This window comes from Sorangium sp. So ce1153 (assembly GCF_051521595.1).
Classification (GTDB): domain Bacteria; phylum Myxococcota_A; class Polyangia; order Polyangiales; family Polyangiaceae; genus Sorangium.
The window spans coordinates 13557455-13574340 of record NZ_CP150361.1; the positions used below are offsets into that span (position 1 = coordinate 13557455).

General features: G+C 72.5%; 14 protein-coding genes. 7 read left to right on the forward strand and 7 right to left on the reverse strand.

Translation table 11 applies throughout. From position 1 onward, the window contains the following. Nucleotides 1-2: 2 nt before the first annotated feature. From WME85_RS49370 to WME85_RS49380, 3 genes are all read right to left on the reverse strand, one after another. Nucleotides 3-1583, reverse strand: a complete 1581-nt coding sequence (locus tag WME85_RS49370; protein ID WP_437505585.1) for a lactate racemase domain-containing protein — start codon at nt 1581-1583, stop codon at nt 3-5. Between the two features lie 75 nt (nt 1584-1658). Then, nucleotides 1659-2342, reverse strand: a complete 684-nt coding sequence (locus WME85_RS49375) for an HAD family hydrolase (protein ID WP_437832199.1) — start codon at nt 2340-2342, stop codon at nt 1659-1661. Nucleotides 2343-2394: 52 nt separating this feature from the next. Continuing rightward, on the reverse strand, nt 2395-3162 hold the full coding sequence (locus WME85_RS49380) for a phosphoadenosine phosphosulfate reductase family protein (RefSeq protein WP_437832202.1): 768 nt from the start codon (nt 3160-3162) through the stop codon (nt 2395-2397). A 79-nt stretch (nt 3163-3241) separates the two neighbouring features. Here WME85_RS49380 and WME85_RS49385 point away from each other — a divergent pair, with 79 nt between their 5' ends. Then, on the forward strand, nt 3242-4231 hold the full coding sequence (locus tag WME85_RS49385; protein WP_437832205.1) for an ArsA family ATPase: 990 nt from the start codon (nt 3242-3244) through the stop codon (nt 4229-4231). Between the two features lie 9 nt (nt 4232-4240). Further along, on the forward strand, nt 4241-5449 hold the full coding sequence (locus tag WME85_RS49390) for a hypothetical protein (RefSeq protein ID WP_437832208.1): 1209 nt from the start codon (nt 4241-4243) through the stop codon (nt 5447-5449). Between the two features lie 348 nt (nt 5450-5797). On the opposite strand, the gene WME85_RS49395 is transcribed toward WME85_RS49390, so the two are convergent. Further along, nucleotides 5798-6598, reverse strand: coding sequence for an MlaE family ABC transporter permease (locus tag WME85_RS49395; protein ID WP_437832210.1), 801 nt, complete (start codon nt 6596-6598; stop codon nt 5798-5800). 412 nt (nt 6599-7010) lie between these two features. Between WME85_RS49395 and WME85_RS49400 the strand changes: the two genes are divergently transcribed. Both WME85_RS49400 and WME85_RS49405 read left to right on the forward strand, forming a co-directional pair. Continuing rightward, nucleotides 7011-8351 carry an AAA family ATPase gene (locus WME85_RS49400; protein ID WP_437832212.1) on the forward strand — a complete coding sequence of 447 codons (1341 nt, stop codon included), beginning with the start codon at nt 7011-7013 and terminating at the stop codon, nt 8349-8351. Beyond that, a complete protein-coding gene (locus tag WME85_RS49405; RefSeq protein ID WP_437832214.1) occupies nt 8338-9039 on the forward strand; it encodes a retron system putative HNH endonuclease in 702 nt (233 codons plus the stop codon). The genes WME85_RS49400 and WME85_RS49405 overlap by 14 nt, the downstream gene beginning before the upstream one ends. Before the next feature lie 103 nt (nt 9040-9142). On the opposite strand, the gene tsaE is transcribed toward WME85_RS49405, so the two are convergent. From tsaE to WME85_RS49420, 3 genes are all read right to left on the reverse strand, one after another. Continuing rightward, nucleotides 9143-9664, reverse strand: a complete 522-nt coding sequence (gene tsaE / locus WME85_RS49410; protein WP_437832217.1) for a tRNA (adenosine(37)-N6)-threonylcarbamoyltransferase complex ATPase subunit type 1 TsaE — start codon at nt 9662-9664, stop codon at nt 9143-9145. 3 nt (nt 9665-9667) lie between these two features. Further along, nucleotides 9668-10804 (reverse strand): hypothetical protein, encoded by a 1137-nt coding sequence (locus tag WME85_RS49415; RefSeq protein WP_437832220.1) that lies wholly within the window; start codon nt 10802-10804, stop codon nt 9668-9670. A gap of 104 nt (nt 10805-10908) precedes the next feature. Beyond that, complete coding sequence (locus tag WME85_RS49420) at nt 10909-13086, reverse strand: hypothetical protein (protein ID WP_437832223.1); 2178 nt, start codon at nt 13084-13086, stop codon at nt 10909-10911. A gap of 59 nt (nt 13087-13145) precedes the next feature. Here WME85_RS49420 and WME85_RS49425 point away from each other — a divergent pair, with 59 nt between their 5' ends. The 3 genes from WME85_RS49425 to sdhB are packed head-to-tail and all read left to right on the forward strand — an operon-like array spanning nt 13146 to nt 16881. After that, complete coding sequence (locus WME85_RS49425; protein WP_437832224.1) at nt 13146-13970, forward strand: succinate dehydrogenase cytochrome b558 subunit; 825 nt, start codon at nt 13146-13148, stop codon at nt 13968-13970. A 54-nt stretch (nt 13971-14024) separates the two neighbouring features. Further along, nucleotides 14025-16058, forward strand: a complete 2034-nt coding sequence (gene sdhA / locus WME85_RS49430) for a succinate dehydrogenase flavoprotein subunit (protein ID WP_437832227.1) — start codon at nt 14025-14027, stop codon at nt 16056-16058. A gap of 1 nt (nt 16059) precedes the next feature. Continuing rightward, nucleotides 16060-16881: a succinate dehydrogenase iron-sulfur subunit gene (gene sdhB / locus WME85_RS49435; protein ID WP_437305998.1), complete on the forward strand. Its 822-nt coding sequence runs from the start codon at nt 16060-16062 to the stop codon at nt 16879-16881. The last annotated feature ends 5 nt before the right edge of the window (nt 16882-16886 follow it).

Genomic DNA, 16886 nt, shown 5'->3' on the forward strand with positions numbered 1-16886 from the left:
CTCTACGCCGTCATGTCGGCCATGAAGATCGGCGGGGAGTGGAGGGCCATGATCTCCGGCGTCGGCGGGGCCGACTGCTTCGCCATCCGCAGCGCCTCGTCCATCGTGCGCGCCGTCTCCCACCCGAGCAGCTGCGGGATGTACTCGTTGTCGGCGCCGACCACGATCATCCGGCCGATGTGCTGCCGGCCCGCCTCGCCCCAGTACCACATGAAGAACGGGTGGGTCGGGTGGTACGCGTTGCCGAAGCGGTACATCTCGATGTACGCGGGGTTCTCCGAGAACTTCTTCTCGTAGCGCTTGTGCAGCTCCATCGCGTCGCGCGTCTCCGGCAGGAGCCGGTGCACGAACTCGATGTACGGGGCGTGGTGCTCGTTGTCGAACAGGTCGGTGCAGGGGTGGAGGATGATCATCGTCCCCCCCTTCTTGAGCATCGGCGCACCCCGGTAGAGGTTGAACAGGTAGCCGTTCGCCATCACCTGCACGAGCAGCGGGTTCAGGAACGAGTTCACGTTGTACGGGCTGATGTACGGGATGCCCGTGATCAGGATGTCGGCCTGGCCCGTGACGGGGACGAGGTACTGGTCGAAGCTGCGCTTCAGCGTGTGCTCGTGGGTGGCCTCGGTCTCGCCGGCGAACACGCCGGTCACGCCGTACGGCGAGGGGACGCGCTGGAAGATCGCCTGGCGCGCGGGCTGCGGCACCTTGGACAGCGTGAAGCGGAGGGCGCGCAGGGCGCTCTTCTCGCCCGCGCTCAGGTCGTCCTCGTTCCTGGCGAGGAACTCGAGCGGGCGATCGAACATGCGGTTGTTGATCGTCGTCTCGATCGTGAAGACGTTGAGCTTCTTGTTCGCGAGCCGGCCCATGCGCTCGACGCTCGTGTGCAGCGCGGAGCTCTTCGGGTCCATGTACGAGTAGCAGTCGCGCATCACCCGCGGGTTGTGGTGCGCGCGCAGGCTCCGGTACCCGCACAGGCCGACGCTGACCGACTTGTGCCCGCCGTCCATCGGGACGAGGTTCAGGTTCACGTAGATCACGAGGTCGCTGTCGACCGCGCGCTTGTTCAGCTCGACCTCCTCGCCGAGGTCGGTCGTGCCGACGTACTTCATGTTGGCGAGGTTCTCGGCGTCGTGGTTGTAGAGCTTCTTCGGCCAGTAGGCGTTGAAGATCCTGTCGCCGACGATGTGCCGGACCTCCCAGTCCTTCATCCGCCGGTGCACGCTCGTCGCGATGATGATCTCGACGTCGTCGACGCCGTAGTCGGCGAGCAGGTCGAGCACGATGGTGAGGACGCGCTCGCGGATGTCAGGCCGCTTCATCGGCGGCAGCGGCAGCGAGATGTCGTCCACCGCGATCGTGACCTTCATCCCCGGGCGGAGCTTCGCGTAGAGCGGCTCCGAGTTGTACGGGTGGTTGATCGCGTAGCGGATCGCGGCGTCGACGTCCTTCAGCGGCTCGAGGGGCGGCTTCGCGTAGAGCACGCGGGTGCCGGTGGGCAGGTCGACCTCGACCAGCTGGTCGCCTGAGAAGAGCACCCGGGGGGCGCTGCGGCTGTCTAGCGTGACGACGCAAGGATGGCTCATGGGACTTTCAGAGCAGGGGGTGCGACGTGTTGGGCTGTGGCGTGGCTTCCCGCCGCCGCCCCGGACAGGCCGGGGTCATGCGGCGAGATGGAGGATCGGCCAGTGGTAGGCCTGCGCGAGCAGCTTGAGCTTGCGGTCCGGGTTCACCGCCGCCGGGTAGCCGACGACCGAGAGCATCGGGACGTCCGAGTAGCTGTCCGAGTAGGCGAAGCACTCGTCGAGGTTGTGCCCGTGCGCGTGGGCGTGCTCGCGGATGAGGCGCGCCTTCTCGGGCCCGGCCACCACGGGGCGCAGGAGCTTGCCCGTCGCGAACCCGTCCTTCACCTCGAGGCGGTTCGCGATGATGCCCGTCGCGCCGAGGTGCTCGGCGAGCAGCTCCATCAGGAAATCCAGCGCGCCGGAGATCAGGACGACGTCGTGCCCCTTGTCGAGGCTGCACTTCACGAGGTCCCGCGCCTTGCCGTAGATGGCCGGCTTCAGCACCTTCGCGAACGCCTCCTCGGCGAGCGCCACCAGGCGGTCCTCGGAGACGCCGTCGAACGAGCTGAAGAGCAGCTCGTTGAAGAGGCGCCGATCCTGCAGCTCCGCCATCACCATCCACGGCGCCTTCACGAGGGCGCGGCCGAGCTTCGCGATGCTGTGCATCGGCGTTGGCTGGTTCAGCATGTAGAACACCGTCGGGTGCACGAGGTTGGTCGTGACCAGGGTGCCGTCTACGTCGAAGTAGCTCGCCGGCATGTGGGGCAAATCTCCCTTCATGCCGTTAGAGTCAAGATCGAGCTGCCGCGAACCGGGGTTCGCAGGCGAATCGTCACGCCGCGAAGAGGCGCTGGTAGCGGTCGTCGAGCTCCACGCCGCCGTCGGTCTCGCCCCGGTCCACCGGGTTGATCCCGCAGTACTCGACGCTCGCGAGGTGGCGCCAGCGCCCGGCGCGCTCCGGCTCGTCGGGCAGCACGGGCGTCGTGCACGGGAAGCAGCCGATGGTGCGGAAGCCCATCGCGTGCAGCGGGTTCTCGACCGCGTCCGGGTGCGCGGCGAAGTACGCGTCGAGGCCCTCGCCGTCCAGCGACGCGAAGGGGTGGACGCGGATCACGTTGTTCCCGGGGTCGAGGCCGAACGGGGCGACCTTCGCGCGGGCGCCGCCCTCGCCGCGCCTGAGCGCCGCGACGAGCGCGTCGTAGCGGCCCCGGATGGCGCCCAGCGGGACGGACTTGCGGAGCTCGCAGCACCGCTCCTGCCCCTCCTTCGACAGGTAGAGCAGCCCCTCCTCGCGCGTCTGCTGCATGAAGCTGCGCTCGGGCGAGAGCGTGACGACGCGAAGGTTGGGGTGGGTGCGCGCGAGCTCGTCGCGCGTGGCGAGCGTCTCGGCGTGGAGCACGCCGGTGTCGACGAAGACGACGTCGAAGGAGAGCCCGGCGCGGTCGGCCATGTGGCAGAGCGCGGTCCCGGCCCGCTGCATGCTGCTCATGATGGCCGCGCGGGGGCCGAAGGACTCGCGGATGAAACGGAGAAGCTCGACGGGCGGCGCGCCCTGGAAGCGTCGGTTCAGCGGTTCGAGGTCTCGCTCGGTGATGCGCATACGCGATGCATAGCAGAGCCCGTTTCCTTGATCCGGGGTTGCCTTCGCCTGAGCTTGCGCCTAACTCCGCTATCCCGGAATGAGCAGCGCCCACCAAGCCTCGCAAGCCGGCGGACTCGGCCAGGCCCTCCCGGAGCTCGAGCGCCGGCGCTTCCTGTTCGTGACCGGCAAGGGAGGCGTCGGCAAGACGACGATCTCCGGCGCGCTCGCCCTCGCCTTCGCCGCCCGCGGCAAGCGCGTCCTCGTGGCGATGTGCAACACGAAGGAGCGGCTCTCGGCCATCCTCGGCACGAAGCCCATCGGCCAGGAGGTCACCCCGGTGGCCGAGCGGGTGTGGGCGGTGAACATCTCGCCCGACAAGGCCCTCCGGGAGTACGGCGAGATGGTCCTCAAGGTGCGCGCCGCGGCCGATCTCGTCTTCGACAACAAGTACACGCGCACCTTCTTCCGCGCGGTGCCCGGCCTCTACGAGTGGGCGATGCTCGGCAAGGCCTGGTTCCACACGACCGAGCTGCTCGCGGACGGCTCGAACCGCTTCGACGTGGTCCTGCTCGACGCGCCCGCGACGGGGCACGGCATGGACATGCTGCGCGTGCCGAAGGTGATCCTCGACGTGGCGCCGCCGGGCATCCTGCGCCGGGACGCCGAGGCGGCGTGGGCGATGTTCAGGGACCCGGCGCGGAGCGGGGTCGTCGTCGTGACGCTCCCGGAGGAGATGCCGGCCACCGAGACCGTCGAGCTCGTCGCGGAGGTCCGGGGCGAGCTCGGCCTGCCCGTCCACCGGCTGATCATCAACAGCGTGCTGCCGCCGCTGTTCTCGCCCGAGGAGCGCCGGGCGCTGCTCGTCGATCCGGGGCGCCTCGACATCGAGGCGCCGGCGCGCGCCGCGCACACCGTCGAGAGCGCCGTGGTGGCCGGCGCGCGGCGGGCGATGCGCGAGTCGGTGCAGCACGAGAGCCTGGCCCGCCTGCGCCGCGAGCTCGGCGAGGTGCCGACCGTGATCCTGCCGTTCCTCTTCGACGACGCCTCGACGGTCGCCGGCACGCGGATGCTGGCCGAGCGGCTCTGAGCGAGGCCGATGCCGGCGGCGACGGTGCGAGCGAGCCCGCTGCTCAGCGATGGACGCGCGCTGCTCGACGCCGACCGCCTGCTGCGCGCGGGCGTCGGCGACCGGCGCGCGAGCTTCGAGCTCGCCTTCACGGCGATGCCGCCGCACGCGGGGTTCCTCGTGGTCGCCGGCGTCGAGTCGGCGCTCGACGCGCTCGCCCTCGACGGCGGGCGCCTCGACGCGGCGGAGGTCTTCGCGGCGCGCGCGGCCTGCGGCCTGAGCGACGCGCTCGTCGAGCGGCTCGCCGGCGCGCCGCTCTCGGTCGACATCGACGCGATGCCCGACGGGACGGTCGCCTTCCCGGGCACGCCGGTCGTCTCGGTGGAGGGGCCGTTCGTCGAGGCGCTCCTCGTGGGCGCGCTGCTCGTGCCGGCGCTCCGCCGGGGCACGGCCGCGGCGACGCGGGCGGCGCGGCTCCACATCGCCTCGGACGGCGGCGCCGTCGTCGACGGGTCGTCGGCGCGCGTGCCGTTCGCCGACGAGGCGCTGGCGCTCGCCCGCGCGGCGCACGTGGGCGGCACGGCGGCGACGACGAGCGCGCTCGCGGCCGCGGCGCTCGGCATCCCGTTCCGCGGCGAGGCGGGGATCGACCTCGGCGAACTCGCGCCGCCGCCATCGCCGCTCGAGGGCAGCTGGCCCTGGTACGCCGACCGGGTGATCGACCTCGGCGGGCGCGACGAGGAGGCGCTGCTCCTCGAGGCGCGGCGCGTGGGCACGACCGCCGGCGGCTGGGTCGCCTCGGGGCTGGCCGAGCCCGGGGAGGGGCTGCCCGCGGTGCGCTACGAGCTGGTGGCGCTGGAGGAGTCGGGCGCGTGGGCGCTCCGGCAGGGCACGAGCGGTCGCGGCGACGTGATCGCGGGGCGCAAGATGGTGGCGCGCTACTTCGACGAGGCGGGGCGGGCGGTCACCGACGTGATCCACCTCGCGCACGAGCGGATGCTGGCGCCGCGCGCGCTCGGGGTCGCGAGGCTCACCCCGCTCGCGCGCGCGGTGGTGCGCGGCGGGCACGCCCTCGAGTCGCCCGAGCCGCCGAGCGTCGGGCGCGAGCGCTCCGTGGCCGCGCGCCAGCTGCTCCCGTACGCGGTCGCGCACCTGCGCGCGCCGGCGCGCTACCCGGTGCAGCTGTCGCCGGCGCTGATCGCGCTGCGCGAGCCTGACCCGCCCAGCACGTTGCGGTAGCGCTGCGTCTCCCGAGCGCATCGCTCGAGCCGGGGGAGGTCCCGCCGAGGCGCCCGGCCCCCGGAGAGGGTGCTCGTCGCGCGGGGCAGGGACGGGCTGAACTCGCGTGAGACGTGCTGTGCCCGTCGTGCTGCGCACGACGGACACAGCACGTCAATTGCGCTCAGACACCAGCCCGTCCCCACCCCGCGCGACGAGCACCCTCTCCGGGGGCCTACCGTGGACGCCAAGGGGGTAATACTTGCGCTCAAACATCAGCCCGTCCCTGCGCCGCGCGACGAGCACCCTCTCCGGGGGCCTACCGTGGAGGCCAACAGGGCAATGCGAATATCAGCCGGACCGCAGGGCTCACACGCCGAGCAGCAGCTGCGTCAGGATGTAGTTCGTGATCAGCACGGTGACGCAGCTCTCGACGACCGCGCGCGTCGTCGCGACGCCGACGCCGCGCGCGCCGCCCGAGGCGAAGAAGCCGTGCCGGCACGAGATCGCCGACATGATGAACCCGAAGACGCACGCCTTGATGAGCCCCATCGAGATGTCGCTGGGGAGGGCAAAGTCGCGGACGCTCTGGAAGAACGCGCCCGCGTCGCCGCCGAGCCAGACCACCGCGACGAGGTACGAGCCGCACATGCCGACGCTCGTGTAGAGGATGCACAGGAGCGGCAGCATCACCGTCGCGGCGAAGAGCCGGGGCGAGAGCAGGTACTGCACGGGGCTCACGCTCATCGTCGCGATCGCGTCGATCTGCTCGGTGACGCGCATGTTGCCGAGCTCCGCGGCCAGGGCGCTGCCGGCGCGGGCCGTGACCATGATCGCCGAGAAGACCGGCGCGAGCTCGCGGGCGAGCGAGACAGCGACGAGGCCGCCCACCCGGCCCTCGGCGCTGAACGCGCGCAGCGCGTAAGACGTCTGCAGCGTCACGACCATGCCGCTGAAGACGCCGGTCAGGCCGACGATGAAGACCGACTGGGCCCCCATGAAGTCCATCGCCGCGAGGAACTGCGCGGGGCGGAACGGCGGACGCACCAGCCAGACGACCGTCTGGAAGGTGAGCGTGACGATGGTGCCGATGTTGTCGAGGAACCCGAGGACCGGCCCCAGCGCCTTGTCGAGCAGCTCGCTGCGGCTGGTCTCAGCGCGTCCGTTCACCGTGCCGCCCTTGTACCACGCAACGCCCCGGCGCATGGGGTCTGGTGTGCGATCAGCGGCGCAGCCCGCCTGCCTCGTCGTGCCGTTGCGTCAGCCGAGGAGGCGCGGGCACCGGAGAGATGGCTGCAGAGCGGCCATCCGGGGTCGGGCATGCGCGTCCGGCGGCGTTGTTACCGGGGCCACGGGGGTAGGGCTGCGCCGCCGCGGCGGCGCCTTCGCACCGCGCGGCGGTGCCGGTTGCGCCATGGCCGGCTGCGCCATGGTGGAGGCGTGGCACGGCGGCGAGAGGCGAGGGAGGCGTGCAGTCACGCCGGTGCTCAACCTGCCCAAGGTGGCGACCAGCGGACCCGGCGACCCTGGCGGAAACCACTAGCTCCCCAAGTTTCCAGCGCGTATCACCCGTCGAGCCTCGATGCGAATCGACGAGATCCGGCTGATCAACTTCCGCGCGTTCGAGCGGTTCGCGCTGCATCTGGAGCCGCGGCTCACGGTGCTCGTCGGCCGCAACGGGACGGGCAAGACGACCGTGCTCGAAGGGCTGGCGGTGGCGCTGGGCGCGTGGCTGAGCTTCTTCAACGCGAGCCGGGACGACCGCCCGATCCCGAGGTCGGCAGCGCGCTTCGTTACGACGATGCACGGCGGCGTCCCGAGCGTGGCGACATGTTATCCGGTGCGCGTCGAAGCGAACGGACAGACGCTGATGGGGCCGGCAGGTTGGGCGAGGGAGCTTCGCAGCGCGGACGGCCGCACGACGACGAGCCGCATCACATCGGACGGTCAAGCGGTCCCGCTGGAAGCGAACCAAGTCCAAACGATTCGACGTAACATCGAGGATGGCATGGCGGATGCCGAATCCATCGCGCTCCCAGTGCTGGCCTACTACGGCACAGGTCGGCTCTGGCGCCACAAGCGGGACAAGAAGCCTGAGAAGGCGGGCCTGAAGTCCAGGCTTCAAGGCTACCGGGCGGCACTCGAGGCCGCGTCCGACCAGAAGGGATTCGAGGCCTGGATGGCCTGGCGCGAGGAGGATCGCGTCCAGCGCCTCGCGCGCGCTGCGGAGGAGGGGCGCCCGCTCTCCGAGGTGCGAAGCCCCGAGCTGGAGGGGGTGAGCGCGGCGGCCTGCGCCTGCCTCGAGGGCGCTCGCCGGATCTATTACAGCGCCAACCACCAGGAGCTGCGCGTCGATTTCAGGGACGGCTCCTCCCTCCCCTTCGGCGCCCTCTCCGACGGCCAGCGGAACCTCATCGCGGTGGCGGCAGACATCGCGTGGCGCGCGACGCAGCTCAATCCGTCTCTCGGCGCCGAGGCCCCGGCGCGGGCGACGGGCGTCGTGCTCATCGACGAGGTGGATCTCCACCTCCACCCCGCGTGGCAATGGCGCGTGCTCGATGATCTCCTTCACGCCTTCCCGGGCCTCCAGTTCGTCGTGACGACACACTCGCCTCAGGTGATGTCCGCAGCCCCGCGCGGCTCGGTGCGTCTCCTCGACCCGGATCACCAGGCGCACCGGGTTGAGAGGATCGCGGGAAAGGACGCCAACACCATCCTGGAGGACATCCTCGGCGCCCCGTCACGCTTGAAGGAAACGCGAGAGAAGCTCGACGAGCTGGCACGTTTGATCGACGACGGCCAGCTCGTGGAGGCGAAGGCGCTGCTGGCGGAGTTGTCGAGCCTTCTCGGCGAGGACGACGCTCAGATCGTCGCCGCGCGATGGGAGCTCTCCATGGCGGAGACCGGCGATGCGCCGGATTGAGAAGGATCGCGAGCCCGCTTGCCTGGCCGACCTCCGGGGTACGCCCGGCGCGGCTTGGAGTTCGGTGCACGGGACGCAGCGGCAGCAGATGCGGGAGCACGCGTTCAACGAGCAGCACGGGCTCTGCGCGTACTGCATGTCCAGGCTGCCAGGGCCGCCCAGCGCCGAGGGCATGAAGATCGAGCATTTCAGGACGCGCTCGCTGTCGCCGGAGCTGGTCTTCGATTGGGACAACCTCCTCGGGGTCTGCCTAGGCGACGTGGGCATCCACGGCGATGGCGGAGGAGATCACCGCGACCGCTATCACTGCGACACCTACCGCGGACATCTTCCGAGGGAGGAGCAGCCGCTCGAGCTGAACCCGGCGGCGTTGCCGCCCGACGTCAGTTCGATGTTCTCGTACACAAACCAGGGGGAGATGCGACCCGCGCATGGCCTGGAGCCCACGATGCACGCCAGCGCCGAAGCGCAGATCGAGCGCTTGAACCTCAACATCGCCCGCCTTCGACGGAACCGGAGGTCCGTGATCGACGCCCTCCGCTCCGAATTTCAGAGGAAAGCGCCGAGGGCCGCACGCGTGAAGGCACTGCTGGAGCTTTCGTCGACTCCGGATGCTGGCGGTCTCTTGCCGCCCTACTGCCAGGCTGCGGCCTACTACCTGGAAAAGAAGCTTCGGCAGCTCGGCTGAAGCGGCGCATGAGGATCGCTGCCGCCCGAGGCGCAGCGGACCCATGCGGCAGCACCTCCACCGAACTGCTTACCCGCGACCACACCGCCACGAGGAGCCGAGTTCACGAGAGCAGCGCTCTCTTTAGCGCCTCGAGCACCGCGCGGCTGCGCTCGCCCGTCGCCCCGATCTCCGCGGCGCGGCCCGGCGCGCTGCCATCCGCCGCATCCGCCGGGACGGCGAGGTGGATCAGGAGCGCGTCCCCGCCGAGCGCCTCCACGAACGGCTCGCCCCACTCCACCACCACGAGCGCCCCCTCGGCTCGACGCTCGCGCAGCCCGAGGTGGGCGAGCTCTGCCGCCGCGGCGCGGTGCGCGTCCCCTCCAGCGGACGCGCCGCCGAGGCGGTACGCGTCGGCGTGCGCGATCGGGACGCGGCCCTCGTGCTCGTGAACCAGCGTGAAGGTCGGGCTCGTGATCGGGAGCGCCGGCGGCACGCCGAGCGCCCGGCAGAGGGCGCGAGCGAAGAACGTCTTTCCGGCGCCCAGGTCGCCGGCGAGGACGACGAGATCGCCGCCCTCGAGGCAGCCGGCGAGCGCGCGGGCGAGGCGGATCGTGCTGCGGCGGCTCGGTAGCTCGATGCGCATGCGTCAGAACCGGGCCCCGGCGCCGAGCGTGGCGCCGAGCAGGAGCAAGGAGCCGTCCCCGGCCGGGACCCACCGGAGGTTGCCGAGCTGGGCCTCGAGCTGCACCGACGAGCTCAGCGCGAGCACGACGTCGAGCGACGCCCCGATCACCGGGCGCACCTCGAGATCGCCGCGGTACGTCGCGCCGCCGGGCCCGACCACGCCGGCGCCGGACCTGAAGAACGCGCCGAGGTGGAGCGCCGGGCCGACGTGGAGCGGGAACGCGCGCCACGCGCCGTCCTGCGGCGCCAGGCTGGGCGTCAGCAGCAGGCGCGCGCCGCCCTCGAGCCAGGCGGCGAACGGCCCGACCAGGTTGCCGCCGCCGCCGGCGAACAGCTCGAACCCGCGGTCGCCGAGCGCGTAGGCCACGCGCGCCGCCCCGACCAGGGAGGCAGCGCTGCCGCTCGCGCCCGGGAGGCGCGCCGCCGCGACGGCGGCCCCGAGCGACGCGGAGACGGCGAGCCGGCGCCCGCCCGAGTACGCAGGCCAGACGCGCTCCGGCCCGAGGGGGTACGCCATCATCACCTCCTTCGCCGGAGGCGCCTCCGGCGCCGCGGGCACCGGGGGCAGCACGACCGTCCCGCCCGCGGACGGAGGCGGCGCGCTCGCCGGCGGAGCCCGCACGGGGCGCTCCCAGGGGAGCGCGCCGACGCCGACGCCCTCGGGGCGCAGGAGCACGTCGAGCATCTCCTGCGTCTGGCGCGACGACTGGTCCCTGTCGACCTCGCGCGCGACCGACTCGACCCGGCCCGTCGAGGCGAGGTACGCGGTGAGCTCGACCCGGGTGGTCGTGACCGCAGGCTCGACGGTGCCGGTCAGGACCCACTCCGCGCCGGTCTGCGCGCTCACGGCGCGGTACTCGTCCGCGGTGTCGGCGACGCCGTCGGCGACACCCTTGAGCGCGGCCGCGACCGCGCTGCCCGGCGCCTGGGTGTGGCCGAGGGCGGCGAGCGCGCGCGCGATGTCAGCCTCCGCGGCGCCGCGGGCGGCCGCGTCGGTGCCGCCGCGCGCGGGGAGCATCGCCACGCGGTCGGCGAGCGCGGCCGGGGCGATCGCCATCAGCGCGGCGGCGGCGGCACAGGAGAGGGCTCGGCGGATCATGCGCCGCCATGCTACGCGCCCCGGGAGGCCGGAGCAGCCCCAGGACGACCCGCCGGCGCGGCGTCTACGTGCTGCTCGGGCGCCGGCCGGGCGGTCCGCCCCGCTCATCGCGCTTTCCCCATCTCGCGGTACCCGATCGCCCTCGGGAGCACGCGCTTGCCGCCGAAGCCGGTCGCCGACGTCGTCCACAGCTCGGCCGCCGCCCTGCTCAGGGCGCTCGCCGCCGCGAGCCGCCGCGCCTTCACCTCCGCCGGGTCCTCGGTGCCCGTCTTCGGCAGCCGCTGCACCCCGGCCCAGGCGAGCACGCCGGCGTCGCGCCCGAGCGCCGCCCAGAAGCTCGGTGGCGTCGGGTGGGTGGCGAGCCACGCCTCGAGCGCGACCGCCGCGCCCGGTGCGTCCTGGGGCGGCGCGCCCGGCGCGTCCCCGCCCGGCAGGCGCTGCGCGCTGGCGGGCGCCGCGGCGAACGGGAAGAGCCCCGCCGTCGCGACCAGGGACCCCGGCGGCGGCGAGATGGCCGCCTCGAAGCCGAGCGCGATCGTCACCGAGCGCGGGGCGGCGCGGAGCGCCTGCTCCGCGCAGGGCGCGTCGCCGGCCAGGATGAGCCCCCGGATCCCCGGCGGCCGGAGCGCGCGCGGGTCGAACGCCCCGTCACAGGGGAGCGCGAGCGCGACGCCGCCCTCGGCCGGCGCCGCCGTGGCCGCGCCCGACGCCGCCGCGGACGCGCCTGGCCCCCCGGCCCCGCTTGCAGGGCCCGGCGGCGCGCCGCCAGCCGAGCCCGGCGTCGCGCCGCCAGCCGAGCCCGGCGGCGCGCCGCCAGCCGAGGCGTCCGCGTCCTGCTGGGCGCCGGCGTCGCCGCCCACGAGCGCCACCGGCTTCGCGCCCCGCTCGGCGAGCGCGGCCGCGAGCACCTCGATGCTCCTCGCGGGCTCCTCGCCCACGACGAAGACGAACGCGCCGTCCAGCGCCGCCGGCTCCGGCGGGTGGACGAGCAGCACCGGGATCGCGTTCGCCCGCGCGAACTTCGCCACCGCGGTCGCCTGCTCCCGGTCGGAGCCCGCGATGAGCACCGCGGCGCCCTCGGCCGTCAGGCTGCTCAGCGCCTCGTCGACGCTGCCCTCCCCGCCGACGTCGCGGCTCACGAGCCGCGCGTCCGACCCCGGCCTCAGCAGCCCGAGCCCGTGCGCCACGCCGGCGGCGACCTCGACGCCGCGGCGCCGCGACTGCAGCGTGCGCGTCGAGAGCAGCAGGCCGACCGTGGGCGGCTCGACGCGCGCCGTCCCCGCGCCGGTCCAGAGCTCCGACAGCGCGTCGCCCTGCGCGCCGAGCAGCGGGCCCGCCCGGTCGAGCAGCTCCTTCGCGAGCGCCACGTCGCGGCGCTCGCGGGCGACGATCGCGAGGCGCTCGGCGATCAGCGAGCGCAGGTCGACCTCCGGCTCCACGACCTCGCCGGCCGCTTGCCCGGCGCGCAGCGCGCCCACGAGGCGCTCGATCGGCACCTTGCGCAGCAGCGCCCCGATCTGCGCCCGCACCGCGGCGCGCTCGTCGTCGCTCGCCTCGCGCAGCCAGACGCTCATCAGCTCGATCGCCTGCGTCCACGCGCCCGCCTCCATCGCGGCGGCGGTCACCTCCTCGTTGAGGAGCGAGCGCACGTACGGGTCGATCACCTTGCTCACCAGCGGGCGCAGCACCCCGTAGGCGGGCTTCGGCTTGCCGGCGCGCCGCAGCGCCGCGCCGCGGAGCACGCGCGCGATGTCCCCGGTCGCGCCCCGCCCCCGCGCCTCGATCTCGGCCGAGAGCGCCTCGGCGCGGCGGATGTCTCCCTGCTCCAGCGCGATCCAGGCGAGGTGGGTGTCGGCGACGCGCGCGAGGTCGTCGCCCGGGTAGCGCTTCCGGAAGGCGAGGAGCTCCGGCTCGAGCGCGAGGCGCTCGGCGCGCGCGCCGTTCGCGAAGCGCGTGAGGATGCGGCGCAGCTCTGCCTGGGCCGCGGGCGACGCGCTGAGGGCCGGGCTCACCGGCTCCCCGCCGCCCTGCGCGCCGCAGCCGGCGCCGGCGATCGCCGCGCCGAGCGCGAGCAGGGCGGCGGCCGCGATCGCGGGCGCACGGCGCGCACGGTCGAGGAGCGGCCGCCGCCCATCGTCGCGCTCGGTCGGCGCGCCGCCGCTCGGCGCCGGACGCCTCGCGCGGGGCGGCGCGCCGCCTGTCGTCGCGCTGCCCGTCGTCGCGCCGCCGCTCGGCGCGCTGAAGGCAGCGGAAATTCGGCCGAAAGTGTCGACTGGGTTCACCTTGACGTCACCCGGGGCATCCCATACACCCGCCGCGCCCGCCTTCCATCGAGGTCAGCGTGTCCGAGGCAACCCCCGCGAGGTCGCTCTCTTCCCAGAGCCGCCGGTCCTTTCTCCTGCGCAAGCTGCATTCTCTCACCGGCGCCCTCCCTGTGGGCGGTTTCCTGCTCTTTCATTTCTGGACGAACGCGAAGGCGCTCCAGGGGCAGGAGCGGTTCGACGCCGCGGTCTCTGAGATCTCGCACATGCCGTACCTGCCTGTGCTCGAGATCGGGCTCGTCGTGCTGCCGCTCGCGTTCCACGCCATCTACGGGGTGAAGCTGGCGCTCGAGGGCAGGCCGAACGTCGGCCGCTACACGTACTCGCGCAACTGGATGTACACGATGCAGCGGGTCACGGGCCTGCTCGCGTTCGCGTTCATCAGCCTCCACCTCTGGCAGTACTGGGCGCAGAAGTGGCTGGGCCGGATGGCGCCCGAGGACTTCTACCCGCGCCTCTGCGCCAGCATGGCGTCGACCATGGGCGGCGTCCCGGTGATGGCGCTCGTCTACATCTTCGGCATCGCGGCGAGCGTCTTTCACTTCGCCAACGGCCTCTGGGGCTTCTGCTTCTCGTGGGGGGTCACCGTGTCGCGCCGGGCGCAGCGGACGGCGGCGGTGGTCTTCGGCCTGGCGGGCCTCGTGGTCTTCGCGCTCGGCGCCAACACGGTGGTCTACTTCGCGACCGGCGCGCCGTTCCCCGGGACGCCGAGCCCGGCCGCGGAGGGGGCCCGCACCTGCGCGGACATCGCGTCTCCTACCGGCGCGCGCGCGTCGACGGGCGCGGCGGGCGTGACGGGCGTGCCTGGCGTCCCGGCCGAGCCGCTCGCGCCGGCCTCGCACTGACCATCGTAGCGGCCGCGCCCGGGTGGGAGCGGCGCGGGAGCACTGGGATCGAACATGGCGGCGAAGAGCACGACGAGGAGCGAGGGGGGGAAGGTTCGGCGCGTGGTCGTCGTCGGGGGCGGCCTCGCCGGCCTGATGACGGTGATCAAGCTGTGCGAGGCGAAGGTCCCGGTCGACCTCATCTCGCTCGTGCCGGTGAAGCGCTCCCACTCCGTGTGCGCGCAGGGCGGCATCAACGCCTCGGTGAACACGAAGGGCGAGGGCGACAGCCCCCAGGTCCACCTCGAGGAGACGGCCTACGGCGGCGATTTCCTCGCGAACCAGCCGCCGATCCGGGGGATGGCGGAGGCCGCGCCGGGCATCGTGTACATGCTCGATCGCATGGGCGTGCCGTTCAACCGGACGCCGGAGGGCCTGCTCGACTTCCGCCGCTTCGGCGGCACGCTGTTCCACCGCACGGCGTTCGCCGGCGCGACGACGGGGCAGCAGCTGCTCTACGCGCTCGACGAGCAGGTGCGGCGGTTCGAGCTCGCCGACGTGACCGACGAGCACGGCGTGTCGATCCCGGGCGAGAAGATGGTCCGGAAGCACGAGTTCTGGGACTTCCTCGGGGCGATCCTCGACGACTCCGGCACCTGCGTCGGCTGCGTCGCGCAGGACCTGAAGTCGATGCAGATCCGCGCCTTCACGGGCGACGCGGTCGTGCTCGCGACCGGCGGCTGCGGCATCGTCTTCGGCCGCTCCACGCTGAGCGTCATCTGCACCGGGACGGCCGCGTCGGCGGTCTACCAGCAGGGCGCCGTGTACGCGAACGGCGAGTTCATCCAGGTGCACCCGACGGCGATCCCGGGCGCGGACAAGCTGCGGCTCATCTCCGAGAGCGCGCGCGGCGAGGGCGGCCGCGTCTGGGTGCCGAAGGACAAGGGCGACGCGCGGAGCCCGCGGGACATCCCCGAGAAGGAGCGCGACTACCTCCTCGAGCGGATGTACCCCGGCTACGGCAACCTCGTCCCCCGGGACATCGCCGCGCGCGCGATCTTCAAGACGTGCTTCCACGAGGGGCGCGGCATCTATAGCGCCGCGACGGGCAGGAACGAGAACGAGGTCTACCTCGACCTGACGCACAAGGACGAGAAGTTCCTCCGGGCGAAGCTCGCGGGCATCCTCGAGATCTACGAGAAGTTCGCCGGCACCGACCCGTACACGAACCCGATGAAGGTCTTCCCGGCGGTCCATTACTCGATGGGCGGCCTGTGGGTCGACTACGAGGCGGACGCGCGGGGCTCGCTCAAGGCCGGGTCGCCGCGCAACCACGCGACGAGCATCCCTGGCCTCTACGCGGTCGGCGAGGTGGACTACCAGTATCACGGGGCCAACCGGCTCGGCGCCAACTCGCTGCTCTCGTGCATCTATGGCGGCATGGTGTGCGGTCCCGCGGTCGCGAGCTACCAGAAGAGCATCAAGCGGAGCGCGCTGGACCTGCCGCGCTCGATCTTCGACAAGGCCGAGAAGCGCGCCGAGGCCGACTACCAGCGCATCCTGACGCAGAACCAGGACGCGAAGCAGCCGGAGAACGCCTATCGGCTGCACCAGGAGCTCGGCGAGGTGATGCTGCGCGACTGCACGATCGAGCGCGACAACGCCACGCTCGACCGGGTGCTCGAGAAGCTCGGCGAGCTCGAGGACCGGGCCGGGCGGATCCGGTGCACGGACACGGCCCCGCGGGTGAACCAGGGGGCGCAGTTCGTGCGTCACCTCGAGAACATGCTGGTGCTCGCGCGGGTCATCGCCGAGGGGGCGAGGCGCCGCGACGAGTCGCGCGGGGCGCACTACAAGCCGGAGTTCCCGGTGCGGAACGACGCCGAGTGGCAGCGCACGACGCTGGCTCGTCACGAGGAGAAGGGCTCGGTGAGGTTCGTCCGCGAGTTCGACTACGCGTGCGCCGGCCGGTCGGTCCACGTGACGGACGCGGTCGACACGTCGCTGGTGGCGCCGCGGGAGCGAAAGTACGATCAGGCGGGCGCGGCGAGCGCCGCGAGCGCAGCGAACGTCCAGACGACGGGCAAGCTGTCGCAGAAGAGCGTGTAGGATGGCCAAGGCGAGCGGAGACAAGGCGAACGGGGCGGCGGCGCCGGCGCAGGCGCGGGGCGACGGCCGGCTGGTGCACCTGCGCGTGCGGCGGCAGGACACCGCGGATCAGCCGGAGTCGCGGCGCTGGGAGGAGTTCAAGGTCCCTTACCTGCCGCAGATGAACGTCATCAGCGCGCTCCAGCAGATCCAGAAGGATCCGCGGACCGCGGACGGCAAGGAGGTGGCTCCGGTCGTCTGGGAGGCGGTCTGTCTGGAAGAGGTGTGCGGCTCGTGCACGATGGTGATCAACGGCCGGGTCCGTCAGGCCTGCTCCGCGCTCATCGACCAGATCGCGCCGAAGGGCGAGGTGATCACGCTGGAGCCCATGTCCAAGTTCCCGCTCGTCCGCGACCTGCTCGTCGATCGGAGCCGGATGTTCGAGGACATGAAGCGCGTGCGCGCGTGGATTGACATCGACGGCACGCACGAGCTCGGCCCGGGGCCGCGCGAGTCGCCGGAGCGGCAGGAGGAGCGGTATCCGCTCTCCCGTTGCATGACGTGCGGCTGCTGCGTCGAGGCGTGCCCGCAGTACAACGACGGGACGAAGTTCGTGGGCGCCTTCGCGATCAACCTGGTGCGGCTCTACAACATGCATCCATCGGGCGCGATGCACGAGAACGAGCGCCTCGAGTCCGTGATGGGCGAGGGCGGCATCACCGATTGCGGCAAGTCACAGAACTGCGTCGAGGTGTGCCCGAAGGAGATCCCGCTCGTCGACTCGCTGGCGCAGGTCGCCCGCGACACGACGAAGAGGATGCTGTTCGGCTGGCTGCTCAAATAGAGCGC